The organism is Fontivita pretiosa (assembly GCF_050410795.1).
Lineage (GTDB): Bacteria > Planctomycetota > Phycisphaerae > Tepidisphaerales > Tepidisphaeraceae > Fontivita > Fontivita pretiosa.
This window is the reverse complement of sequence record NZ_CP191258.1, coordinates 2,878,682-2,903,313: the sequence shown is the minus strand read 5'-3', so window position 1 is coordinate 2,903,313 and position 24,632 is coordinate 2,878,682. Positions and strand designations below refer to the sequence as shown.

Sequence of the window (24,632 nt, the reverse complement as noted above, 5' to 3'; positions counted from 1 at the left end):
AGTTGCCTCCTCCATCCAACAGGTGCGTTTGCGTCGCATGTCCTACGGCGGAAACTGGTCCAGCCGGTTGCCGACCGGGTTCCGCCTACGAAGGGAGGCGGAACATGCCGCGCAACATTTTCTCAGCCCGTCGGCTTCGCCTGGTGAAGCGCTTTCCTACCGCAGCCGGATCGATAGCAATCCTGAGCCTGACTTGTTCGCCGGTGAATTCCCAGGCGACGTGGATCGGCCCAGCTAGCGGGGGAGACTGGGGTGTCCCAGGCAACTGGAGCAGCGGCGTCGTCCCCACCTCCACCACCGACATCCGCATTGACGGTTCGACCGCCAACGTCGTGCTCGGCACCGGCGTCGGTCAAACTCGCAACGCCGCCGGTCTCACGATTGATGCCGGTGACATGGTGGTCATCGATAACAGTTCCGTGTTGAACCTCAGCGGAAGCAGCGCGATGATTGACGGGACGCTAAGCTTTAACGCCGTTAGCGGCACGTCGCTTCTTCGTTTCAGCAATTCCGCAGCCAGCATCGCGGGCACGGGCGTGATCGATTTCAACTATCAGACTGGTTCACCCGCGAGTGGTCGAATCGAAGGCCCCGGCAGCGGCTCTTTAACGAACCATGGCACGATTCGCGGGAGCGGAACCCTGAACAACATCCGCTTTGTTAACTCCCCGATCGGATTGATCGAGAATTACCAGAGCGCCGGGCAGATGTACCTCGACGCCAACAACTCCGCCCCGGGGCTGTTCGTCAATCAGGGGACGATCCGCGCGCTGGCCGGATCACTGGTGACGCTTGCCGGAGACCTCGGCGGAGATTTCAACTCGCTCGGTGGCAATATCCAAGCCAATGGTGTCGGCGCGGTCGTGCGGCTGATCAATAACGCCAGCATTACCGGGGGGATCTTCTCCACCTCCGGCGGAGGCGAGATTGTCATCGAAGCCGGACATCAGGCCAGCATCACGCCAGAATCCCTCTCGGGAATCCTGCGAATCCGGAACAACGCCCGCTTGTTGCTATCCGGCAACATGACCAACAACGGGACGATCGTCTTCAGTCCCAGCGGATCAGAAAGCTTCCTGACGATCAACGCCCCGCTGTCGCTCAGCGAAGCGGGCACGATCCAGCTCGACTGGCCGGGCAGTGGCGGCGCGGGCGTCATCGAAGCCAGCAGCACGCTGACACTGGGCGCCGGGCAGGTAATCCGCGGCGTGGGGTCCCTGCGGAACTCGCGGGTGATCAACAACGGGTTGATCGATGCCAACTCCGGAACCGCAGCGCTGGCTGGCAACGGGATCTATCTCGACTCGAACAACACCGCAGCGGGGCTGTTCGTCAACAACGGGACAATCCGCTCCAGCGCGGGCGGCTATGTGGTGTTCTCCGGAGACCTCGGCGGAGACTTCATCAACAACGGGACGATCGCGGCCATGGGGGACGACTCGATCACCGAACTGTATAACAACGTCACGATCACCGGAGGTACCTACACGACCAGCGGAAGCGGCGTGATTCGCGTCCGCTCGGGGTCTACGGCCAGCCTTTTGGGCGGAATGCATCTCGCGACCGGCAGCCAATTCCTCGTGCCGAACAACTCGCGGCTGAACCTCGGCGAAGGTACCTATACGATCAACGGGACGCTCGATGTCGTCGCCGCAACAAGCAAGGCTTTTCTCACCATCACCACGCCGGTCACTCTGGCTGGCAGCGGAACCGTTATTCTCCAGAGCGGGACAGCACGGGCACAAGTCGACGGCGCCGGGATGCTGACGATTGGAGCCAACCAGACAGTGCGCGGCGATGGTTACCTGCGCGAAATCCGCGCCATCAACAATGGGACGATCATCGGGGATGTGCCCGGCCAGGACATGTATCTGGACCCCTGCAACGCTGCCGCCAACCTCTTCGTCAACAACGGCACGATCCAGGCGCTGGCCAACAGCTTCGTGTCGCTGGTTGGCGACTTGGGAGGCAATTTCACGGGCGGCGGGTTCTATCGCGCCGACGGGACAGGCGCGTTCGTACACTTGGTGAATAGTGTCACGGTGATCGGAGGAAACTACGCCACGACTGGGGGCGGGATCATTCGCGTGCCCGCGGGACACAACGCCACCGTCTGGAGTCCAACACTGACTGGCGGAACAGATTTTCGCGTCGAGAATAACTCACGATTGACGGTGTCCGGCGCGTTCAACAATGGTGGTACGCTCACGGTCAGTTCCGGCAGCAACATCTCATATCTGACAATTGCCGACGCGACGACGTTCAGCGGCGGCGGCCAGACGCGCCTGCTCAGCAACGCAGCCAGCCGTGCCAGGGTGGACGGCGGCGGTACGCTCATCATCGCCTCCGGATACACATTCAGCGGCGATGGACATTTCCGCGAGATGCGCGTGATCAATGATGGTCTGATCCTGGGCAACGTTGCCGGCAAGGACATGTACCTGGACGCGAGCAACACGAGCCCGGGATTGTTCGTGAACAACGGGACAATCCAGGCGTCGGCGGGGGGCATCGTGACCCTGGCGGGAGACCTCGGCGGGGATTTCATCGGCGCCGGAACCTACCGCGCCGACGGCGCAGGTGCGATCCTTCAGCTACTCAACAACGTATCGGTTAGCGGCGGAACATACAGTACGACGGCCGGAGGACAGATCCTTGTCTCCCCAGGGCACGCGGCAAACATCAACAATGCCACGCTCTCGGCTGGGTGCTCGCTTACAACGAGCAACAACACGCGCCTGAACGTATTCGGGACGTTCACCAATGACGGCGAATTGACCATCGACGCGGGCGCCAACGCCAGCTTCCTGACCATCACCGGCGCCGCCAGCTTCGAAGGCGTCGGCATGATCGCACTGTTGAGCGACGCGGCACGGGCACAGGTGGACGGCGGCGGGACGCTGACGATCGGAGCCAACCAGACGGTTCGCGGCAACGGCTCCTTCCGCGAAATGCGCGTCATCAACAACGGAACGATCGTCGGCGACGTCGCCGGCAAGGAAATGTACCTGGATCCGAGCAACAACGCAGCAGGGCTGTTCGTCAACAACGGGACGATCCGCGCCAGCGACGGAGGACAGGTCACTCTCGCTGGCGATCTGGGAGGCAGCTTCGCTGGAATCGGGTCGCTGGTCGCTGAAGCCAACAGCAAGATTGTGGCGATCAACAATATCGGCGGGTCGATGGGACCGGTGAGTGGCGCCGGAACCTACCGCGCCACTGCAAGTGCCAACATCACGCACACGCATTTCCGCGTAGGAACGTTGTTGGCTGACAACGGCGGACGCGCAAACGTCGCCGCTGGCGGCGGGACGTTGGGAACCAGTTGCGTTGGCACCGTCGCAACCTCGACCAATGGACGCATCGATTTGACCGACAACGACTTGGTCGTGACCGCAACGCCTCTTAACGACGTCACCACGCAGATCAGGAGTGGGCTGGTAAACAACGGCACGTACAACTGGCTGGGGCCTGGCATCATGAGCTCCACAGCCTCCCAGCAGAACCAGGCCGCCGGAAGTTTTCTTTATGGGCTGGGTGTGATCCTGAACGACTTGGCTCAGGTTGGCGGCAGCGGGCCGATCTACAGCGAGTTCTCAGGGATCTCCCTGAGCGTAGGCGAGGTTCTGGTCAAATTCACATATCACGGCGACGCCGACCTCTCCGGCAGCATCGACGCCACCGACTACTCGCTGATCGACAACGGGTATGTCAACACGTTGAGCGGCTGGATCAATGGAGACTTCGACTACTCCGGCAGCATCGACGCAACGGACTATGCCCTGATCGACAATGCGTACGTGAATCAGGCCGGTCCGTTGGCCGAGGCACTGATTGCCGAGCACGCCCGGATGTTTGGCGGCGAATACCTGGCGGCGTTGCGGGCGGTTCAGTCGGGCGTGATTCCCGAGCCGGGAGCGGCAGTGGTGGCACTCGCGGCGGCGGCATTGCGTCGTCGGGTGCGCGCGGCCGGGCGGGCGCGGTGAGCCCCTCGGGGCCGCCACAGCACGCGATCTGGCAGCGGTTTGCAGGTCTGCCCCGCGAGGCGCGGGGCGCCGGTTTTGCACGGATGCGTTACTTCGCATGTTTGTCTGACCGCTGAATCGACTATTACTTCTCTGTGGGGGCCTCGAGATCTGCGCTGAGACAGGCCCGGCTGGGCAGGAGGTCGTCATGCGCCTTCAGACAAGGGCACATCGGGGCGAACCGCGACGACAGTCACGTAGCAGGGCCAGAGCCTGGGGAGCAGCCATTCTGGCGGTGACGCCCGGGCTGGTCACGCCCCAGGCGTGGGGAGTCGTTCGCACGTGGGTCGTCACCAGTGGGAACTGGAGCACGCCGTCGAACTGGTCTGGGGGCGTCGTGCCCACGTCCAGCGATGATGCCGGCATACTCGGGGCAGTCGGGCTGAACGCGCGATCCGCGATCTACGATTACACCGGCCCGCCCGTCACCCTCTTGTTTTTCCGCCTGGATGGCTCGATCGCCGGCAACGGCCCCAACACGCTGACCCAGGGCGCAAACACGCTCCGCACCGCCACCGAGCAGATTGGCATCAGCGATCGGGGGCTGTACAACCTTTCGGGCGGCACCAACACGGTGGACGGGCTGCTGACGCTGGGCATGAACACCGGCACGTTCCTTGGCCGCGGCACCATCAGCATCAGCGGCACCGGCGTGCTCAGCGCCGGGAGCATCATCGTCGGCGACGCAGGGACCGGCAACATCATCCTCAACGGTGGAACGGTCAGCTCGGGAAACGTCATCGTCGCCAACACTGGACTGGGGCAGGTCGAACACTCATCCGGTTCGTTTTTGATGTCTCAATTCAGCGTCTTGAGAATTGCCGCCGGATCTTTATCGAGCGGCGCCTACAACCTCAGCGGCAGCGGATTCAGCAGCGTGTTGAGCGCGGGAAGCATCATTGTTGGCGACCTGGGCAGCGCTACGTTCACCCAAACAGGCGGCGTGGGCACCAGTACCGCAAGCGGCATCCGCATCGGCAACGGGGCCGGCGGCAGAGGCGTCTGGTCGCTCAGCGGCGGCAGCGTCGTGAGTCCGCAGTTCATCGTTGGCAACAACGGCAGCGGGACCGTCAATCATTCGGCTGGTTTCAATAATGCGACCACCAGTTTCGTCGTCGGCTCGGGAACTACATCCATCGGCGTATACAATCTCAGCGGAACTGGGCAACTCACTACGTTCCAGTCGCCAACCGTTTCTATCGGCTCCAGCGGCGTCGCCAGCTTCAACCACTCCGGCGGCACGTTCAACTGCGACGCGTCAACCCTGGTACTGGGAGTACAGAGCAGTGGCAGCGGAGTCTACACCCTCAACGGCGCCGGCGCCAGCCTGCGCTCCGGGGGTGTGACGATCGGCCAGAACGGCACCGGCATCTTCAATCAATCCGATGGTGATCACCGCATCTCCGGTTCCACGAACGAACTTCGGCTCGGCTCCGGCGCCAACTCGACCGGCGTCTACACGCTCAGCGGGGGAAACCTGTCAGTCAGTGGGGATGAGTTCATTGGCGTGAGTGGTGCGGGCACGTTCATCCAATCCGGAGGCAGCCATGGTGTCGGCGGCGACCAGGACATCGGACCCAGCTTCGGCTCGGGCACGGGAACCTATCTGCTGAGCGGTGGAAGCCTCTCGGTCTTCGGACGACAAACCGTCAACACCAACGGTCAATTCATCCAGACCGGCGGGACGAACCAGGTATCCAGCAATGCGCTGAACGTAGAAGGAAGCTATGCGCTCAGTAACGGGACCCTGATTGCCCAAAACCTGAACGTCAGCGGGAGCTTTGTCCAGACCAGCGGCACCACCAATGTCGGTCTGGAGGCCATTTTGCCAGGGTTTCCGACGACCAACGGTGCGCTGGGGATCGGGGGCGGACGTTATCAGCTTGCCGGAGGAACGCTGAATGCCTTCGGAGCAAGTGGTGCGGTTTTCAGCGGCAGCTTTGAGCACACCGCCGGAGTCAACAACTTCAACGGCTTGTTGCTGATCGGGTTCCCCGGCGCCGCCGGTGCCGCGGGCACTTACCTGTTCAACGGCGGCTCGCTGTCAGTCAACCCCGCGACGATCGTGCTGTCCAATGGTAACGAGCTTCTGCTCGACGGGCTGTTGCTGTCTGAGGGCGGGACGTTCGCCAGCAACGCGCCCGGCGGAATCTTCCATGGCAAGTTTACTCAGGGCGGGGGAACCGTTACCGGCACATTGCGCAACGCCGGCACCTTCGTGTTCAACAGTGGCACGTTCGACGGGCAACTGATCAATCTAGGTACCGCGATCGTGAATGGCGGCAGTTTTGCACCGGCCATGGGACTCATCAACGAAGATGATGCATCCCTCGAAGGTTTCGGAACAATCGCCGCCGCACTCACCAATCGCGGCAGCGTCACTGTTCGCGGCTCATTGGCGGTCGCCAGCATCAGCAACACCGGTTCGATCACCGTGCCGGCGACCTCCAGCCTTGTTCCGGGCGTCGTGGACAACCTCGGGCAGATCCATCTGACCGGCGGCAGGTTGCTGGGCAGTGGATCGATCAGCAACAACGCTGGCGTCGCGGGCGGAGGCGGCATGATCGCCGGAGGTGGAACCATCTCGCTCAATCTCGTCCAGAATGGAGGCATCATTCGCGCCGACGATCCCTCGCGCCCGCTGGTCATTACCTCGCCCATTTCCATCACGAACCCGAGCAGCCAGATGATCGTCGCGTCGAATTCCATGCTGAGCCTTCAACAGCCCCTGAGCAATTCGGGGATTATTTCGCTTCAGTCCCCAGGCTCGCGACTCATCGGCGGCGCGATCACCAACACCGGCACGATCAAGGGGAGCGGCGAAATCGCCAACCAACTGATCAACAGCGGGATCCTTCGCGCCGAAGGCGGCGAGCTGATCATCTCGGGCCCAAATGCGTCGAACCTTGCCGCCGGCCAGATCCAGACGGGCTCCAACGCCATTCGCTTCACCCAGGGCCTTGGGGTCAACCTCGGGCGGATCTCGATGCTCGGAGGCGAAGTCGATTTCGGCAGTGGCTCGATGACCAACAATGGGACGTTGACCGGGCGTGGCGCGATCCTTGCGGGCAACCTGATCAACGCCGGCACCTTCATTCTCAGCGGCGCGACGACCGATATTTTCCCGCCGATCACCAACCAGGGCCGCATCACCGTCGTCGGGAACGGAGCCGCGACGTTCTATGGTCCAGTCAACAACTCGGCCGGGACGATTAATATCGCGCTGGGCAGCATGGCGGCGTTCCTGGCGCCGGTCACGGGGCTTGGCAGCATCACGGGTCCGGGATCCAGGCACTTTGAAAGCACTGCCAGCAGCGGCGCCATCAACGCCAACGGCACCACGGTCGTCGGCCCGGAAGGCAACCTGACGACCAGTGTCTTGCGCGACCAGACGCTCTGGATCTTTGGCCGCGCTCAACAAGTGCCCGACGGCACGCCCGCGGGCGTCTGTCGCGTCAACACGCTTCTCATCGACGGCACGGCGGAGAACTGGACCGGGCGATGGGACCTGGCCGACAACGACCTGATCATTGACGCTGCAAGCCTGGCGACCACCAGCTCTCAGATCAAGAGCGGCCTGGAGAACGGCGGAGCGTTCGACTGGCTTGGGCCGGGCATCGGCTCGACACAGGCCAATGTCCAGAACACCACCGCCGGCAGCTTCCTCTACGGCCTTGGTGTGGTCCTGAACGACCTGGCTCAGGTTGGCGGCAGCGGGCCAATCTACACGAGCTTCGCCGGGCAGAGTCTGACCGGTAATGAGATCCTGGTGAAGTTCACCTACTTCGGGGATGCTGACCTGAGTGGCTCGATCGACGCCACCGACTACTCGCTGATCGACAACGGGTATGTCAACAGTCTCAGTGGCTGGATCAATGGAGACTTCGACTACAGCGGATCGATCGACGCCACGGACTATGCGTTGATCGACAATGCCTACGTGAACCAGGCGGGTCCGCTCGCTGAAGCGCTCATTGCCGAGCATGTCCGGATGTTTGGCGGTGAATACCTGGCGGCGTTGCGGGCTGTGCAGTCGGGCGTGATTCCCGAGCCGGCGAGTGTCATGATGTTCATGTTGGGCGCGTGGTCGCTGAAGCGATCAGGCCGCCAGGAGCGGTGATCGATCGCACACTGAATCAACTCAGGCCAAAGCGGGCGTTGACGGCCTGCTGGAGCCTGGCGAAGACCCATCGGTCGGCGAGCATGCCGATCAGGACCATCACGATCATGACGGCCACGACCTGCGCGACATCAGCAAAGTCGCGCCCCATGGCCAGCAAAAAGCCAAGGCCATGCAGTTCCACCGCCATGATCAGCTCGGCACCGAGCAGCGATCGCCAGGCGAAGCTGAATCCCTGTCGAAGGCTGGCCGCGAAGGCGGGCAGGCTGGCGGGAAGCAGCACGTAGCGATAAAGCTTCCAACCGGTGGCGCCGAGCATCAGTCCCGCGCGGCGATAAAGGGGCGGCATGGTTCGCAGCCCGTCGCGCAGCGCAATCGCGATGGCGCTGAAGCTGCCCATGATCAGCACGAACATCACACCCACCTCGTTGATGCCGAAGACGAGCACCGCCAGCGGAACCCAGCAGACGCTGGGCAACGTCTGTAGCCCCAGCAGCACAGGACCGAGAAACGCGTCCAGCGACGCAAAACGCCACATCGCCAGACCGATCACCGCTCCCAGCGCGATGCTCAGGACAAACCCGATCGAGAGTCGCGCGGCGCTGACGAGATTCGCGGTAATCAGCGGCGATCGGTAGACCGCACGCGGCTCGCCGCCATCCTGCCGCACCCAGGGCCAGCCGGGACGCAGTTCATCTCCGAAAGCCGTCGGCCGGTTCAGCATCGCCATGAGCGAGTCCAGCACGTGGCTGGGCGCGGGGAATTTCCAGGGTTTCCAGCCGATCGTCCGGTACGCCGCTTCCCACGCGAAGATGATCGCCAGCCAGATCAGCGTGCGTTGCAGCAGGGGCAGGATTTTCGTGCGATGGTTCATGGTAGCGCGTGCTTGCCACCAGCGGGTACGAACAGGTTGTCAAGCCGCGGCGGGTAAAGCGAGTAGCCCAGGTCGTAGACCCATTGACCCAGCGTGCGGAACGTGTTCGGCAGCGGATCGTCGGTAAACCTGATTCGCGGCATCGCCGCCGCCAGCACCCCAGGCGGAAGCTTCTTATTGGTGAGTTTGAACAGGGCGGACTCGAGCTGCGGCAGCGTGCCGAGCGGGTCGGCGTTCAGCCGCTGTGTCCATCGCCGGTGCACCTCCAGCATCTGCTGAATCATCTCGGGATGATCATGCAGGAATTCGGGCGTGGTGATCACGACCGTCAGCGAAAACTCTCCGTCTGGCCAGAGGTCTTTTTCTTCGGCAATGACGGTGGCGCCGGCTTCTGCGACCAGTCGCGCTCCCCAGGGCTCGGGCGCCCAGGCCGCATCGATCTGCCCGCGCGACATCATCGACGACTGCTCGGCGTTGGGGACCGGCAGGACATTTCGATGGTCCTGCTGTCCAAGCACTTCGGTCACGAATCGCCTGGCGGCGATGTCCTGGGTATTGCCGTGCTGCGGCGTGGCGATTCGCCGGCCCTTCAGGTCGGTCATCGACTTGATGCCCGAATCCCTGCGGGCAACGATGACCACGCCGTTGGCTGCCGCGCCGCTGATCACCCGCACGCCGCGCCCCCTGCTCCGCTGGTGTGCCGAGAGCACCGGCCCGGGGCCGATGTAGCCGATGTCGATCTCGCCAGCGAACAGCGCCTCGATGAGCGATGGCCCGGCGTTGAAGACCTTCGTCTTCAGCGACACCGGCGCGATCGCCTGCGCAAATTCCCCCGAATCGACGCCCAGCACCGCCTGCGCATGGGTCGCATTGGCGAAATAACCCAGGCGAACCTCCTGTAGCGCTTCGCCGGGCGCCCGACGATCGCAGCCGCCAATCACCATCAGCAGGAGCAGCGCTGGCCAGATCGCAGATCGCAGATCGCAAATCGCAAATCTAAATGCCATCGCCGTATCCTGAAGCTTCGCCCGGGACCAGCCGTGGCTTGGCGGGCTTCCAGAAGTCGGCGGTCTGCTGGGCGTTGACGCGGTTGACCTCATCCTCGATCTCGCGTCGAACGAGCTGGACGAGCTGGGTGATTTCCGGGCTGTCGAAATCGCGTGGGTGCGGAAGCTGCACTTTGACCTCGCGCCGCACCCTGCCCGGGTGCGAGCTGAGCACGATGATCCGATCCGCCAGGCGAACCGCCTCGCCCACCGAGTGCGTCACGAACAGGATCGTCTTGTGGGTCTGGCACCACAGTTCCTGAAGCTGTGCGTGCAGGAGGGTTCGGGTCTGGGCGTCAAGCGAGGCGAACGGCTCGTCCATCAGCAGCACCGCCGGGTCCATCACCAGCGCCCGGGCGATGGCGACGCGCTGCTTCATTCCGCCGGACAACTCGTGAACCAGCTTGTTGGCGCTGTTGAGCAGGTGGACTCGCTGAAGCGCCTCGGCGACGCGGAGGCGGCGCTGCGCCCGGGGCAGGCCGGCCATCTTCAGCCCGAACTCGATGTTCTGTGCCGCCGTCAGCCAGGGGAAAAGCCCGTGATCCTGGAAGACCATGGCCCGATCCGGCCCGGGGCCGTCCACGGGCTTGCCGTCCAGCAGGACGGTTCCGGAGTCGGGCCTGATCATCCCGGCGGCGATGTTGAGCAGGGTGCTCTTGCCCGATCCGGAAGGCCCGACGACGACGACGAACTGCCCCGGCTCGCAGACCAGGTCGATGCCGTCCAGGACGCGGTCCGGAGCGGCGCCGTTGCGATGCCCGTTGGACGCGGCGCCGTTGAAGCTGCGGGTGATGCCCTGGAGCACCAGCCGCCCGCGCGGCGCCGCGATATCCGGCGCATGCGTTGGGCCCGGCGTCGTCCGCCCGTGAATCGGTGTTGCTTTGCTGATCGTCGTCATCACAGATTCACGGGCGGGGCGCCCGTGCCACAACACGTCTGCTTACAGGAACAACTGCGCCTGGAGGCGCAGGATGAGCTGGTCATCATCCCCTGCGGCGATGCCGAGCAGGCCGATGCTTGTTGGCGAACCGTTGGGCAGCCAGCTCAGGTCCAGCGTGAGCTTGGCGTTGTGCCCGTGATAGTAGTAGTTGGTGCCGACGGTAACTTCGTGCAGCGTATCCTCCGCGCCGGCGACCAGCGCGCCATCATCCAGCGCGATGTATTCGTATCGCCCGAAGACCTCGCAGCGCTGCACGACCATGTACCCGGCCTGGATCTGCGCGCCGTAGTCGTAGTAGTCGCCGCTGGGGATGGCGGCACCGTCGCCGATGTCGCGCCACATGGCGTAGAGCGCGCCGTAGAGGCCAAGCCCGGCGGCGTTTTCCCACTGGGCATCGACGGTGTGGAAGACGACGTCGCTGTCGCCGCCCTGCGACCAGTTCGCCCCGAGGCCGATCACCAGCAGATCTTCGGTGTTGCCCATGGCGGTGAAGTCGTCGTACTGCCTGGGCGTGCCGCTGAGGAAGTACTCGGCGCGTGCGGAGAAGCCGAAGTTGGGGTCGGTCACGCCAACGAACGCCGTCCCCCCGCCGCTGTCGGTGAAGCTGGTGTTCTTGGTGTTGTAGCCGTCGTGGGCGACGAGGTTGACGCGCAGCTTGCCATCGTCGTACATCAGCATCGCGCCCTGGATGCGGTCGATGTTCCCGCCGCCGATCAGTGCATTGACGAACGAGCGGTCGGCCGCCAGCGTGAACTGATCCGCCAGCGCCTCTTCGTGATGGATGCCGTCCTTGAACTGTCCGACCTGGAAGCGAAGGTTTTTGGCGAATTTGTAGCGTGCCCAGGCGTCCTGGAGGAAGACCTGGCCGTCGGTGTTGCGCGTCTCCCACTGGAACTTGTACTGAAGATCGGTGCTGACGGCGTTGCCCTCGAAGATGATGCGCATGCGGCGGATGTCAAAGCCGCTCTGAATGTCATCCTCATCATCCGTGTTCCAGTTGGTGGTATGCCGCGCCTGGAAGAGGAAGCCGGGCATCAACAGCCAGTTGCCGTCCTCAGAGCGGAGGAAGAATTTGCCCTTGTCAAAGCCGGCGGTCAGCCCGCCGCCGTCGGCCAGCAGCTTGCTGCGTCGCTCGGCGTCGCGCAGGACGCGCTCGACGGTTTGGTTCACGTCCTGGGCGTTGAGGGCTTGCTGCTGGTTGGCCTCGAGCTGCGCGACACGGGCCTTGAGCGATTCGATCTGCTCAAGCAACTGCTCGCGTGAGGCTGGCGAGTCATCGGCGGCAAAGCCGCTGGCGGCGCCCACAGCTCCCAGAGCAAACATGCTGGCCGAGACGATCAGGGAATGACGAAGATGACGGGTCATGCCGAGCTCCTTGCGGTTGTGCCTCCGCCGGCGGACGGCGCGGCCCCAAGCCGCGCGCCGGGCGGGCGGCGGGATTATGCCCGACACAACGCTCCGCTGATAAGTTTCGGTGGCGTTCACGCCATGACTCGGCAATCGCTTCATCCTGCGCGCAAAAGTTAGCCGTGATCAACGCGAAAGGCAAGAGGAAAATAAGACAATTCCTAGAGAAGTAGTAGATAAAATTGTAACTCTTGAAATTACAGCAGTTATCGCCAATTGGCGACTCAGTCGATCCAGTCGCTTTGATCAGATTCCGCAAACGTCCGCAGGCTGTCGCCCGAGCCTGCCACTGGCGCGGCGTCCATGGGCGGTTGGGTTTCGCGATTGTCCGCGGGCTGCCGCCCGCGGCTGTAGGTCATGGCGCTGGACGCGTCGATCTGCAAGGCGCTGAGCAACTCGGCCACGTGCGCGTGCAATGCCGCTCGGCCCTGCTCGGTGAGGGTGAAGGTCGTGACCGGCTTGCCGTCCCGGAAGCTCTTGTCGATGGCCAGCAGACCGGCGCGGTGCAGTCGCCGCGCATGCGAGGCCAGATTCCCATCGGTCATGCGGGTAGCGCCGCGCAGGCGGACGAATTCCTGTTTCGGATCGGCCACCAGCGCGGTGAGGATTCGCAGTCTGGCCGGATTGGTGATCAGCGCATCCAGGGAGTCGATCGGCATGTAAGCTTTATCGGGCAGAGGGCTGTGCGTCCATGAGCGGCTCGGACGCTTCCAGCAGCTTGCACATCCTGTAGTGCGGGCCGGCGGCGGGGATGACAAACTCCTGCCCGACGCGCTGCCAGCCGTGCCTGCGGTAAAACTCGACGGCGGGCGTGCGAGCGTTGCACCACAGTTGAAGGCTGTGCGGCTCGGCGCGGACGGTGCGCTCGATGGCCTGGAGCAGCAGCGTGCCGATGCCGCGTCGCTGGTGTTGCGGATCGACGGCCATGCCCCGCAACTGCCAGGCGGGCTTGTCCATCCACGGGCGGCGGAGGATAGTGGCGCAGCCAACGACGCGGCCATCGAGCACGGCCGCGAAGTGCCGGGTCGTCGGCTCGTCGTCGCCTTCGAAAATCGCCGTCTCCCGCGGCAACCCGGCGCGCAGAATCCGCCAGCGCAGCTCAAGGATCTCGTCCAACCTGGCCTGGCGAATCTCGATCATCTCACTTCAACCAGCCGATCCGGCCCCGGACCGGCAGCCCCTACCGCGTTCTGATCAGGTGAGCAGGATGTGGTCCGGCTCGAGCAGTTCATCGCGCTCGGCTGTTCGCACCGCGACGCGGAAGCCCGGGCGAAGCGCGGCGCTGCGCCACACGCCGTCGCGGCTGAGCACGATGATGCCAACCTGATCCTGTTCCTGCAACGAGTAGGCCTGTGCGACGCGGCGGACGACTTCGACGGCGGCATCCAGCACCGAAGCGCCGCGGCGAAGGCACTCGACGGCCAGGAAGGTCCCGCACACGCCCATGACCAGCTCGCCGTGGCCCGTGGCGACGGCGGCACCGACGCCCGGATCGACATACAGCCCGTGTCCGACGATGGGCGAATCGCCGACGCGCCCGGGGAGCTTGAATCGCAGCCCGCTGGTGGAGCATCCGCCGGCCAGCGTGCCACGCGCGTCGATCGCCAGCACGCCGATCGTGTCGTGGTTCTGTTCCTGATCCCTTCTGGTAAAGGCCAGCTCTTCCAGGTTCCGCTGGACCGCCTGCGACTGGGCGGCGGCGGTTTTCCTCCACTGCTCCCAGGCACTTTTGGCAAACTCGTCCAGCAGCTCGGCTTCGGCAAAGCCCTGTTCGCGTGCGAACTTTTCCGCGCCTTCGCCTGCCAGCAGCACGTGATTGGTTTTCTCCATGACTCGCCGGGCAATCGAGATCGGATGCGGGAATCGACGGATCGCGCACACCCCGCCGCAGCGCGATGGCGAGAGCATGATCGAGGCGTCCAGCGAAACCTGCCCGTCGCGATCCGGGTAGCCTCCGACGCCGACGGTGTGGTTGTCCGGGTCGGCCTCGGCGTAGCGGCAGGCGGCCTCGACGGCGTCCAGCGCGCTGCCGCCCGTCTCGAGGATGGGCCAGGCCGCACGATTCGCCGGCTGTCCGAACGACCAGGTCGAAACAATGATCGGGGATGGCATTTGCGGTATTGTTGGGCGGACGCGCAGGACAGGCAAACTTGTACAGCCGCTGCGGGGATTCTCGCAGCAGATCATCAGCCTGTGTCGCAGGCAAGGCGCCTGTGCAGAGACCTGCACAGAGACAGCAGTTGACGGGTCTGCAACCGCGGCGGTTGGTCTGGTCGGCGGCGAGCCGCCAACCTCGGGTTTGTGCTTTTTTCCAACTGGTGAGGAATCGATGGGCAGCGAACTCGAATTGCTCGTGGAAGTCCTTGATCACGGCTTCAACAAGGCCTCCTGGCACGGGCCGAATCTGGCCAGCTCGTTTCGCGGGGTGGATGCGCCGACCGCGGCGCGCAGCCTTCGTGGCAGAAAGTGCATCTGGCAACAGGTGCTGCACGCAGCCTACTGGAAGCAGCGCGTGCTTAACAGGCTCATTGGCACCCAGCGTTTCCCCCGCCCGGGAAGCAACTGGCCGAGGCTGCCGCAAAAGATCACCGCCGGCGCCTGGAAGGCCGACCAGCATCTTCTGCACGAGATCCACCGCCAGCTCCGCGCCGCCGTGGCCGATCTGGATCCCGCCAGGCTCTCACCCAAGCTCAAGCGGATGATCTACGGTGTGGCGGCGCACGACGTCTACCACGCCGGACAGATCCGGCTGCTTCGCAAGCTGCTGGCCGAAACCCGCTGATTCTGCGCCTGGGCCACCAACCGCGATGCTGTGCCCTGAGCCTGAATTACGGGTGTGCCGGGGACGCACGTGACACAGGGCCGTTTGCTCGATTCAGCTCCAATCGACTCGCCTGGACAGGAGTGCGCGCGGTCCGGTGGCGAATTGAGACTGGTCATCCATCACATTCCTGGGTCCGTCCGGAACAACGTCACACCTTCAGCCACAGATCTTCGACGTCTTGCGAGACACCAGGCATCGACAAGAGAGACGTAATCACAGCGCCACTGAGCTTCGTTATCCCACCGGTGTGCTGGTCACGATCAGTCGGCGCGCCAGATGGCAGGGCGAGCTCGTGCAGATCAACATCTTCCCGTTGAACCCCATGCCGCCCTTGCCGCTGGAGGATGTTCCTGAACACGTAATCCGCCACCGCGCGGCCCTGGCGCTGGCCCATCACATTGTCGAACTGCCAGTGGATGCCGAGGTAGATTCGGCTGCGGCCGTTTTCGGCGGCGGCCTGCGAGAAGCGATGGTATGACCGTCTCACGCCCGGCAACTCGTCGCTTTGCAGCGCAAAGTGCATCCGGTCCGTGCCATAGAAACTGGCCAGCACCCTGAAAACCGCGGCGCCGAATGTGGCGTGGCCGGAGGTGTAGGCGGGAAACGGTGGCGTGAAATCGGGGATCGATCCGCCCGGGCCGTCGCCCGGGGCGCCCAGCGGCGTCCAGGTCGGGTCGGCGACCGTCAGCGGGTTGTTGTCTTCATCGGCACGACGAATTCCGCTGATCGGACGCCAATAGTCATAGACATATTTTGTATCCCACGCCGCGATTCCCGCATCGGCCATCGCCACGTTCACCAGCGCCAGCAGCCGGGCGTTCTGCACCAGCGTGTTGTGATTCTGGATCGCGATGGTTTCGACGGCCTGGCAATACAGCGCCGGCGGGCTGCCCGTGCCGGCGCGATCGTACGCCCAGAAGATGCCGATCTCGGTCTGCTCGGCCGTTCGCGTCGTGCTGTGCTTTTCCCCCAGGCTCTTGACCTCGTTGAACGCGCGGGCGTAAGCGGCGCTGTCAAGCTGCGGCGGAGGCGGCGCGCGGAACTGATCCCCGCTGCGCAGCGCGAACGGCTCGACCTGCCCCCACCCCGGCCCCCAGGCTGTCTGCGATGGATTGAGATAATCCGGCTCCCAGTGCCCCGGCGCGGGGTTTAGCGTATATTCGACGACGTCCGACGAGCCGTCATCCTCGCGTGCCTCGACGATGCGATCAGCGACGTAGCGGCCCAGCATCACGCCCATCGTTTCGCCCGGCCCGTCGGGAACCATCGCCAGGCTCTGGTTCAGCTTCGTGTCGAGGAATGTCTGCTGATCGGGATACAGTCGCGACAGCGCGCGATGTGCCGCCGCCGCGACTGCCGCATCGCGCGACGCGCCGCGCGGTGCGCGGAGCTTCACCAGGTACGGCTGATACTCATGTCCGAATGCGTTGACTGTATCGAACACCGCCAGCGACGTAATCGCCATGTTCCGCGACGACCAGCCCGGCCCCGGCAGCGTCCGATCCGCCCGCAGCACCTCGATGAGCACGCGATCCCAGTGCATGACCATGTCCAGCCCGGCGGCCGGAGGAAGATGGCCAGCATCACCGCCGCGATCGATGTTCAGCTCGCCATCGAGCAGTCGCCGAGGTTCCAGCGGCTCGAACGTTGCAATGGGAGCAGGAGGAAACATGGCCCCTCCATTGAGTTGGAGCAGATTTGCGCCGCTGAGGCACTGTACCCATGCCCAGCAGCCAAAGGCAACGAGAAATTGAGAATGTGGGGAGACGATCCGTCGCAGCGGCCGCGAACGAATTCCCCGTGTGTCACGGTCGTTTGCGGCTTGCGGGCAATCCGCCGCGTGCCTGGCGGATCAGTCGTCGCTGGCAACCTGGCGCGTCGCCTGTTCGATCGCCTGGCGGATGGCCAGATCCTCCCTGACGGCGTTGGTGCCATGCGCGGTGATCTGGTCATACAGGTCCTGCGCCTTTCCGGCCGGAACATCGGTCTTGCCCAGGTACCTGCCGCCCAGTTCCTGCGCCGCCTGCTTGAGCGCGTTGTCGCCGGCCGTTTCGCAGTCCTTGCCGCTGCCCACCACGGTCGTGCCGATCAGCGCCTGCGCCTGCTCGCGGGCGATCCGCTCGGCGTCCTTGTAGAAGTGCTCGGAGATCTTGCGATGCCCTTCCTCGTGATGAATCAGCTTCGGCACGGCGTCGTTGGGCAGCCAGATCGTGATCCGCAGTCGCAGCGTCATGTGAACCTGGTCCACCTTGATCGACGCCCGGCACTGACCATCGGGCAGCTTCGTCTGCTGCACGACGGTTCCGGCGACGCGAGTCTCGGCGCCGAAGAACGACTGCGTCACCGCCGCCTCCTTCGGATCGAGTCTGGGCATCTCCTGTGGCGGATGTTTGGGGTCGAAGGTCCTGCGTTCGATGATCGGCTCGGTGCGATCGATGGTGACCTGAGCCAGCGCTGGCGCGGCGGCGGGTGCGATCGACGCAATCACGATGCGAACAACCAGACAGGCCAGCCCAGACCGAGCCGCGAGGTGTTTTGGCGGGTTCATCGTCTGGATGATAGCTCATCAGGGCCGTGTCATTCAGCACCAGGCCTGCATGGAATGGGGCCGCGCTTTCCCTTTCGACGGCGAGGGTCTAAGCTTTGGGCAGATCTACCATGCAGCGTATCATTCCATCCCGCGTTTTGTGTTTTGTTTTGATGATCGAAGCGTTGGTCGTTGTCGCCGGTTCTGCCGGTCCATCGCGCGCTCAGCAGCCACCGGCGGCGACGACCCTGCCCGCCACCGGCCCGGCCACACGCCCCCCGCCGCACCGCCTGGTGATTCCTCCGGGATTCAAGACCATCCAGGTCGCCAACCACACCGTCCTGCTGGAGCCAGCCGACGAACCGTGGGTCCGGCAGGTGCTCCAGAGCATCACGCCCACGACGATGCCGACGACGATGCCCGGCGACCTGCTCGATCGCCTCGCCGCGCAGCGCGACGCGCTGAAGGCCCGCATGGTCGCGGATCTGGCGCTGAGCGACCCGGCCGTGGTCGACAAATTCCTGGACGAAAACCTGCTGCCGCTGCTGCGAAAGTTCGATGAGGTCAACCCGCCGATCTATTACATGATCACCACACGACAGCGGCTGGTGGAGCTGCTCAAGAGCGGGTGGTCCGACCCGCGGTTCTACTACAACCGCGCCGCCGATGACGTGCAGATGCGACCCACGGTCAACCTCAATACCGACGGCCCCGGCGACGATGTGCTGATCCCGGTGATCTACGCGCCGACCGATCCGCCGCAAGCGAAAATCGACCTGCTCACACGCGCCATCCACGGAATCGAGTTGGAGCTGGCCTCGCAACTGGCCATGCGGGCACACCAGACCACGCAGCAGGCGTTTCTGGCCTTCGTGGCCGAGCACATGCTGCCGGGCGTGAAGCTGAGAACCGACCAGGAGTGGTTCATGATCGGCACGGCGTTCGTGTTGTCGGCGCGATACATCGGGCAGATCAGCGGCGTGGACGAATCGCGCGTGGTGGCGGCGATGACCGCGGACAACCCGCAGAACCCCATACGACCGGCGACCATCGACCTGCTGCATCCCACGCCGCGAGATCAGATGCGGCCGCAGGCACTGGCCGCCTACGCCGACGCCTACAACCGCAAGGCTTCTCGGGTCATCGTTAACTGGCTGTCGCGGGCAGGGCCCGATGCGCTGCCCAGGACGCTGGCGGCCATCCGGCAGAACCCCCCCGCCGATGGCACGGCACTGATCAGGCTGATTCAGCAGTCCAGCGGAGTGGACCTGAGCGGCGAGGTGTCGGCCAGTCGATAGACGCCGGATCACACGGCGGCTGCGGCGTGGTCCTGCTCCGAGTCATGGTCGTTTGCGCGTGCCTTGGGCGGGCCGGCTGGTCCGGGGTGCTCGATCGGCTCGACGGGCTGGGCCACGGCGCGAGGCGGCACGCCCAGGTCCGTTGCCTGAAGCGACGATAGATACGCCGGCTCGTGATGAGCCGTGTGCAGCGTCCAGAGTATCAGCCCCGCGAAAAGCAGCAGGATGGCGCTCCAGCAGGCGACCAGGTAGACCAGACGGCGATCCTCGCCGGAGTGCACGATCACGTCGGCCTGCGTCGGCTGGATCGGCTCGACGGCGCGTGCGACCTGTCGCCTGGCGTTGTCCACGTCGGCGATGTTTGCCTGGAGCGTTCGCTGCACCCGGTCCTTCTCGCGAATCAGCTCATCGAGCTTTTCGCCGGCGGCGCGTGCCTCGGCCTGTGCCGAGCGCGCCGCCAGCAGTTGCTTGTGTTTGGTGAAGTAGTCCTGCTGCGCCGACGCTTCGGCCTGTTTGAGCTGCGCGAGATCTTCCTGTTTGGCCTGTATGGCGGCGCGGTTGGCCTGGGCCTGCTGCGTGCGTGCCATCTCCTCGGCAAGCTGCTGGCGTCGGGCGTCGATGCCGGCCTGAAGCGTGGCGATGCGGGTCTTAAGCTGCGGATCGACCGCCTCGCCGCTGCCGGCCGCGTCCACCGCCTGGTTGTACTGGGCCCGGGCCGCGTTGATCTGCGCAAGCTGCTTCTGAAGCGTCTCGGCAAGCTGGCGCTGCTCGGCGGGCAGCTTCTCGGGCGACTGGCTGGCCGCGAAACTCTGCTGAAGCGTCGTGAGCAACTGCTCGGTCTTGCGGCGGTCTTCCTCGATATTCTTGCGCGTCGAATCGATGATCGCCTGAAGCTGGCTGATCGCCTCGGCGTAGAAACTGTCGCCGGGCAACAGGTCCTGCCGCGCCTTGATCATGTTGTTGGTCAGCTCGAGCTCGACTTTTTTTTCCTCGGCTTCCCTGGCAAGCCCCCCACCGACGGCCGCATTGTACTGCCGGGTCAATATCGCCTGGCGTTCGGTCAGTTCCTGAAGCTGCTTGTCGTTTTTCCACAGCTCGATTCGCCGGGCTTCCATCTTCTCGTTCAATCGCTGCTTGAGCTCCATGAGCCGGGCGAACTGCTGTTCCTGCCTGCGAATCAGCTCATCGGTGAGCGTGCGGGTGGTCTGCTGGAGCTGCTCAGCGGCCTTGACGTAGGCGGCGGTTTCCGGGTTGTCCGCCGAGAGGTTCTGGGCGTCGGCGATCTGTTTCTGGAACGCGTCCAGGGCCTGGTCCAGCGCTTGGCGAGCCGCCTCGGCCTGCGCGGCCTGCTCGCTTCGCGCCGCGGCGGCCTTTTCCTGAAGCTCGGCAAGCTGCGCCTGCATGGCACGCAGTTTCTCGTCGTGTTCCAGCGCCTGTTCATCGGCGGTCGCGGTGGCACTGCCGGTTGTCGGCGCCACCGGCATCGATTGAAGTCTCGCCAATTCCGCCTCGGCCGTCTTCACCGCCGCCACCGCGTCGTTCCACCTGCTCTCGGCCTCGGCCAGCTCCTGCTCAATCTGCCTGATCCGCTCGGCACCGGGTCCGCTCTGGCCCAGCATGCGGAGCTTCTCGATTTCCGCATTCAATTCATCCAGCCGCGCGCGGTTCTTCTCGATCGTGTTGGTCAGGTCCTCAAGCTTGCGATTGGCGATTCTGGCCTCGTTGATGAACGGCTCGTTGGCCGAATACAGCGCCTCCAGCATCGCGCTGACGCGGGCGACATTGTCGGCGGGCTTTGTTCCCTGGACGCGGATCACCATGACATCCGGGTGGGATTCGCTGAACTCGGCGCCGTCGGCGACCTTGAAGTAGTCGATCTGCTCGTCGAGAAATCCCGGGGCGATCCTGGCGTTGCGGCGCGTCAGAATGGTGCGGGCATTGCGCCGGGTGAAATCGTCCTTGAGCAGCTCGCGCTGGCGGGCATGAAACGCCTCTCGCTCGGGTTTGGTCAGGGCCGCGACGTTCTTGAACATCAATCGGCCCTCGATCGTCGAACGGACGCCCAGGTAGCTCATCACCGCCCAGCTCGCCCCCCCCAACATCAGCACCATGATCCCAAGCAGGATGGGGATGCGTCGCAGGTAACGGCGGCGCGCAGCGGAGGCGGCGAATTCCGCGAATTCGGGGTCGGCAAATGCCACGGCTGGTGTCATCACGGGCCGGCGCATCGGCGGCGGCGTGGGTGGAGGCGAGCTGGGCGGGCGCCGTCGCATCGGCTCGGAGGCGGCAACGTCAGGCGGGCCGTCCTGCGGCAGCGGCGTCGGCTGATCCGCAGAGGCGGGTGTCTGGGAGGATGCCGCCTGCGGCGCCGCTTCCGTCGCGTGTGCCACTGCGGTTGGCGTGCCGCGCTGCCTGGATACCGACCAGCCCCCTGTCTCTTCCGACACCGCATCCGGCACCGGCCCGAAGGTCATCGGCGAGACCGGCGTCTCGTTCAGCAGTGCTTCGGCGGTGGCCTCGGCGTCGTCCATCGCCGGCGGAGACATCTGGGAAAACACATCCATCTGCCGCACCGGCGGCATGGCCAGGGCGTCGAATCCGGTGCTCAGGGCCGTGCCCCTGGCGGCGGTTGGCGGCGCCACGTCGGCCGGAGGATACGCGCCCGGATCAAACGGGGGGATCATCTCATCGGTGCGGCGGCGCAGGCTGCGGAAGACCTGCGGGCGGCGCGGACGCGGGGGGATGGCGGGAATGATCGGCGGCTCGTCGATTTCGCTGCGGGCGGGTGACGGCCAGGTCGGACGCGACGCGGCGCGTTCGGCGGCGTCGGCAACCGTGTCGATCTCCTGGATCAGCTCCTGCACTGCTGCCTCTGGCACCGGCCGACGCAGGTCCAGCGGCTGGCCGCCCAGGAAATTGTCCTGATTGGCACCCCAGGGGATCTGCGGCCCGGCGGAAGGCGGCGGGGCGGCGGGTGTGGCCGCGGAGGCGGCAGGGTCAGCATCCTCGGGCGCGGGTGTCGGGCGAGTGTCCGACACTGCCGGAACAGCGGGGGTCGATCCTTGAGGCTGCGGCGAGGCAGCGGACGGCTCGGGCGGCTCGACGATCTCCCCGATCTCGCTGCCCGTGAACTCACGTACCGCGCGATCGAAAGTGGTGTCGGTCAACTGATCCACCGCCGACGTCGCGGCCGATTCAGCGGCGGCTGGTTCTTCGGATCCTTCAGGCAGATCCAGAGCGAGTTGCTCGGCGGCGGATTGCAGGGCCGACTCGGTCGTCGGCTCGGTCGGTTCGACCACCTCGACCCTGGCCTGCTCAGTCGTCTGCGTCGGCTCAGAACTCAGCGTAATGTCGGGCGTGGCTTCGGCGGGCGGGGCAAAGGCCAGTGGCGGAGCCTGCTCGTCGGCGGCGGGTGGAGTAATCGCCGCAGTGAGTTGTTCGGATTCAAGCGGAGGCGGCACGAACGCGACCGCCGGCTCGGGCACCGGCGAAATCAGCTCGCCCGGCTCCAGTGGTTCCGACAAGGCCTGGTCTGCTGCGGCCTCCAGGTTGAGGCTGGGCGGCGCAGGTGGCGTGGTGTCGGACATGTCGGGCGGCGTGTCCGGCGTGTCGGGCAGACTCAGGGCGGCGATCAAGGGTCGGGACTCATGCTGGTCGGCATCGCTGACAGGCTCGGCTGCATCGAGTGGTGCAGACTCGACGGCAAGCGGCTGGATCGGCTCGCTCGCTGCCAGGGACTGTGACGCTGCGGCTGGCGGCAAGGACAGATCCAGAGACTGAAGCTGCACGGTGTCGGGCGATGTCGGGCCGGGCTGCTCGGTCGGCGGTGGGATCCGGCTGGCGTCGATGCCCAGGTCGGTGCGCTGCTGCGGCGGCTCAGGCTCATCCGGCGCAATATCCCCCGACAGCAGGGATTGATTCAGCTCCAGGGGCGTGTTGGCCAGTGCGCCGGCGGGCGGGTTGGCATCGCCAACTGTCGGAGCTTTCAAGCCAGGGGCGTTCAGATCGAGCTCGGCAGCACCGCCCGCGTCGGCGGCGATGGGTGCAAACGAATCGTCGGCCGAGGTGTTCAGCGGCGAATCCGAAGGCGAAAACTTCAGCGGATGCTCGTCGTCAGCAGTGGAAGCAGATTGATCCAGCTCAGTGGCATCAGGCGCGGGCGGCTCGGAGGGCGTCTCGCTGCCGGCGCGCCAGCCGCGACGAGGCAGAGCCGACTCGCTGTCGGTGGCCGCGGGTGGCCGCGTGTCGGACGGTGACACCAGGGGAAGAGGCACGACTTCGGGCTGCGGGACGGATTCGTCGGCCGCTGGAGGCGGCATGTCGCCGGAGATTGTGGGGGCAGTTTCCTCCAGCGGAATCGCGTCAAGAGCATGTGGCGCAGGCTCAGGGCCGATTGCCGGAGCATCATCAGCGGCGGAAGCAGGCGGTTCAGTCGATGCGGACGCGGTGTCGGCGTGGATGACCGGCTGCTCGTCGGGCAGCGCAGGCGGCGGGGCTTGCTCGGCGGGCGGGGCAAGATCAAGCACGGAATCCAGCTCCAGCGAACCCGTCGCCGCCGCTGTCATAAGCGGCTCTGGCTCCACAGCCATGTCGGGCGTGGCGGTCGTGACGGACGAGACGGGTAAGGCATCGGTCGAATCGGGTTGCGCCGAAGGCTGCGGTTGCGCCGGTACCATCGACTCCAGCGGCTCGGGCACGTAGCGGATGTCGGTCTGGCCGATGCGAATGCGATCGCCCGGGGACAGGGCGTGCTGGTGAGTGCTCACGCCGTTGACGAACGTGCCCGTGCGCGAGCCCAGATCACGGATGTATCGCTTGCCGTCCATCTCGAAGATGACGGCGTGGGCGGTGGAGACGGAGTCTTCCAGCAGATGCACGTCGCAGGTTGATCGCCGGCCAATCAGCAGGACGCGCTGGTCGATGGGGACGGGGAACTGAGCGCCGGCGACGTCGAGCCTTGCCGGCGGCGCCGGGGGCGCGGGGGCGCGCAGCGGGCGATCTTCGCCGGGTCCGGCGGCGTACTTGAACGTGAACTTGCCGATCTGGATCTCATCGCCGTCGCTCAGGATCGCCTCGCGAACCTGCTGGCCATTGACGATCACGCCGGTCCGGCTGGCCAGATCGCGGATGTAGGTTCTTGCGTCGGAGCGGACGAGCAGCGCGTGGGCTTTACTGACGCTGCTGGAGATCAGGTGAATCCGGGCGCTGGATCGCGAGCCGACGACCGAGACGGGTCGAACCAGGGGAATGGGCGGCTTGCCGGCATGATGTCCCATCGGGATCAGCGCCGGCCCGACGACACTACGCCTGGGCTTGGTGGGTGATGTAGCGGCCATGCAAGGTACTCAAGGTACATCCATAACTGGCGACGGGGACGGTTGCGGCAAACCGGCGCGGCAGACCAACAAATCGGCCAAGCGCTGCGGGTTCACGGGGCGGCCCGGATACTATGGATACAACGATGCGTGCTGTCGCGGGTTCATGACGGCGTGCCGCCCGCGATCGCCGCAAGCTGCCGACCCGGATCACCCCCGATCCCGCCCCGTCGCCGCGGGGCATCTGCGGGCAATG

At 64.9% G+C, this 24,632-nt stretch carries 14 protein-coding genes; 4 read left to right on the top strand and 10 right to left on the bottom strand.

Features of this window, described 5'->3' with window-relative positions:
* The first annotated feature begins 104 nt into the window (after positions 1-104).
* Both ACQS5P_RS11700 and ACQS5P_RS11695 read left to right on the top strand, forming a co-directional pair.
* Complete coding sequence (locus ACQS5P_RS11700; RefSeq protein ID WP_428936802.1) at positions 105-3,986, top strand: beta strand repeat-containing protein; 3,882 nt, start codon at positions 105-107, stop codon at positions 3,984-3,986.
* A gap of 187 nt (positions 3,987-4,173) precedes the next feature.
* The gene (locus tag ACQS5P_RS11695) at positions 4,174-8,145 is read left to right on the top strand and encodes a beta strand repeat-containing protein (RefSeq protein WP_428936801.1); all 3,972 of its coding nucleotides are present in this window, start codon (positions 4,174-4,176) and stop codon (positions 8,143-8,145) included.
* A gap of 16 nt (positions 8,146-8,161) precedes the next feature.
* Here ACQS5P_RS11695 and ACQS5P_RS11690 read toward each other — a convergent pair whose 3' ends face one another.
* The 7 genes from ACQS5P_RS11690 to ACQS5P_RS11660 all read right to left on the bottom strand — a co-directional run bounded on the left by ACQS5P_RS11690 (position 8,162) and on the right by ACQS5P_RS11660 (position 14,524).
* The gene (locus ACQS5P_RS11690) at positions 8,162-9,019 is read right to left on the bottom strand and encodes an ABC transporter permease (protein ID WP_428936800.1); all 858 of its coding nucleotides are present in this window, start codon (positions 9,017-9,019) and stop codon (positions 8,162-8,164) included.
* On the bottom strand, positions 9,016-10,026 hold the full coding sequence (locus tag ACQS5P_RS11685; RefSeq protein ID WP_428936799.1) for an ABC transporter substrate-binding protein: 1,011 nt from the start codon (positions 10,024-10,026) through the stop codon (positions 9,016-9,018). The genes ACQS5P_RS11690 and ACQS5P_RS11685 overlap by 4 nt, the downstream gene beginning before the upstream one ends.
* On the bottom strand, positions 10,016-10,963 hold the full coding sequence (locus tag ACQS5P_RS11680; RefSeq protein ID WP_428936798.1) for an ABC transporter ATP-binding protein: 948 nt from the start codon (positions 10,961-10,963) through the stop codon (positions 10,016-10,018). The genes ACQS5P_RS11685 and ACQS5P_RS11680 overlap by 11 nt, the downstream gene beginning before the upstream one ends.
* Positions 10,964-11,005: 42 nt before the next feature.
* Positions 11,006-12,370, bottom strand: a complete 1,365-nt coding sequence (locus ACQS5P_RS11675; protein ID WP_428936797.1) for a porin — start codon at positions 12,368-12,370, stop codon at positions 11,006-11,008.
* 266 nt (positions 12,371-12,636) lie between these two features.
* On the bottom strand, positions 12,637-13,071 hold the full coding sequence (locus ACQS5P_RS11670) for a transcriptional regulator (RefSeq protein WP_428936796.1): 435 nt from the start codon (positions 13,069-13,071) through the stop codon (positions 12,637-12,639).
* A gap of 7 nt (positions 13,072-13,078) precedes the next feature.
* Positions 13,079-13,552 carry a GNAT family N-acetyltransferase gene (locus ACQS5P_RS11665; protein ID WP_428936795.1) on the bottom strand — a complete coding sequence of 158 codons (474 nt, stop codon included), beginning with the start codon at positions 13,550-13,552 and terminating at the stop codon, positions 13,079-13,081.
* 54 nt (positions 13,553-13,606) lie between these two features.
* Positions 13,607-14,524, bottom strand: a complete 918-nt coding sequence (locus ACQS5P_RS11660; RefSeq protein WP_428936794.1) for a N(4)-(beta-N-acetylglucosaminyl)-L-asparaginase — start codon at positions 14,522-14,524, stop codon at positions 13,607-13,609.
* A 217-nt stretch (positions 14,525-14,741) separates the two neighbouring features.
* Here ACQS5P_RS11660 and ACQS5P_RS11655 point away from each other — a divergent pair, with 217 nt between their 5' ends.
* Positions 14,742-15,194, top strand: a complete 453-nt coding sequence (locus ACQS5P_RS11655; RefSeq protein WP_428936793.1) for a DinB family protein — start codon at positions 14,742-14,744, stop codon at positions 15,192-15,194.
* A 190-nt stretch (positions 15,195-15,384) separates the two neighbouring features.
* Here ACQS5P_RS11655 and ACQS5P_RS11650 read toward each other — a convergent pair whose 3' ends face one another.
* Positions 15,385-16,908 (bottom strand): vanadium-dependent haloperoxidase, encoded by a 1,524-nt coding sequence (locus tag ACQS5P_RS11650; protein ID WP_428936792.1) that lies wholly within the window; start codon positions 16,906-16,908, stop codon positions 15,385-15,387.
* Positions 16,909-17,088: 180 nt separating this feature from the next.
* Positions 17,089-17,784: a hypothetical protein gene (locus tag ACQS5P_RS11645; RefSeq protein WP_428936791.1), complete on the bottom strand. Its 696-nt coding sequence runs from the start codon at positions 17,782-17,784 to the stop codon at positions 17,089-17,091.
* Between the two features lie 152 nt (positions 17,785-17,936).
* Here ACQS5P_RS11645 and ACQS5P_RS11640 point away from each other — a divergent pair, with 152 nt between their 5' ends.
* Positions 17,937-19,061 (top strand): hypothetical protein, encoded by a 1,125-nt coding sequence (locus tag ACQS5P_RS11640; RefSeq protein WP_428936790.1) that lies wholly within the window; start codon positions 17,937-17,939, stop codon positions 19,059-19,061.
* An 8-nt stretch (positions 19,062-19,069) separates the two neighbouring features.
* Here ACQS5P_RS11640 and ACQS5P_RS11635 read toward each other — a convergent pair whose 3' ends face one another.
* Positions 19,070-24,397, bottom strand: a complete 5,328-nt coding sequence (locus tag ACQS5P_RS11635) for an FHA domain-containing protein (protein WP_428936789.1) — start codon at positions 24,395-24,397, stop codon at positions 19,070-19,072.
* Between the last annotated feature and the right edge of the window lie 235 nt (positions 24,398-24,632).

Bases quoted from the DNA above. Each gene is read 5' to 3' on its own strand.
- ACQS5P_RS11640 (WP_428936790.1), top strand. From the start codon at position 17,937: ATGATCGAAGCGTTGGTCGTTGTCGCCGGTTCTGCCGGTCCATCGCGC.
- ACQS5P_RS11695 (WP_428936801.1), top strand. From the start codon at position 4,174: ATGCGCCTTCAGACAAGGGCACATCGGGGCGAACCGCGACGACAGTCA.
- ACQS5P_RS11675 (WP_428936797.1), bottom strand. From the start codon at position 12,370: ATGACCCGTCATCTTCGTCATTCCCTGATCGTCTCGGCCAGCATGTTT.
- ACQS5P_RS11680 (WP_428936798.1), bottom strand. From the start codon at position 10,963: ATGACGACGATCAGCAAAGCAACACCGATTCACGGGCGGACGACGCCG.
- ACQS5P_RS11670 (WP_428936796.1), bottom strand. From the start codon at position 13,071: ATGCCGATCGACTCCCTGGATGCGCTGATCACCAATCCGGCCAGACTG.
- ACQS5P_RS11655 (WP_428936793.1), top strand. From the start codon at position 14,742: ATGGGCAGCGAACTCGAATTGCTCGTGGAAGTCCTTGATCACGGCTTC.
- ACQS5P_RS11665 (WP_428936795.1), bottom strand. From the start codon at position 13,552: ATGATCGAGATTCGCCAGGCCAGGTTGGACGAGATCCTTGAGCTGCGC.
- ACQS5P_RS11645 (WP_428936791.1), bottom strand. From the start codon at position 17,784: ATGAACCCGCCAAAACACCTCGCGGCTCGGTCTGGGCTGGCCTGTCTG.
- ACQS5P_RS11690 (WP_428936800.1), bottom strand. From the start codon at position 9,019: ATGAACCATCGCACGAAAATCCTGCCCCTGCTGCAACGCACGCTGATC.
- ACQS5P_RS11635 (WP_428936789.1), bottom strand. From the start codon at position 24,397: ATGGCCGCTACATCACCCACCAAGCCCAGGCGTAGTGTCGTCGGGCCG.
- ACQS5P_RS11700 (WP_428936802.1), top strand. From the start codon at position 105: ATGCCGCGCAACATTTTCTCAGCCCGTCGGCTTCGCCTGGTGAAGCGC.
- ACQS5P_RS11685 (WP_428936799.1), bottom strand. From the start codon at position 10,026: ATGGCATTTAGATTTGCGATTTGCGATCTGCGATCTGCGATCTGGCCA.
- ACQS5P_RS11650 (WP_428936792.1), bottom strand. From the start codon at position 16,908: ATGTTTCCTCCTGCTCCCATTGCAACGTTCGAGCCGCTGGAACCTCGG.
- ACQS5P_RS11660 (WP_428936794.1), bottom strand. From the start codon at position 14,524: ATGCCATCCCCGATCATTGTTTCGACCTGGTCGTTCGGACAGCCGGCG.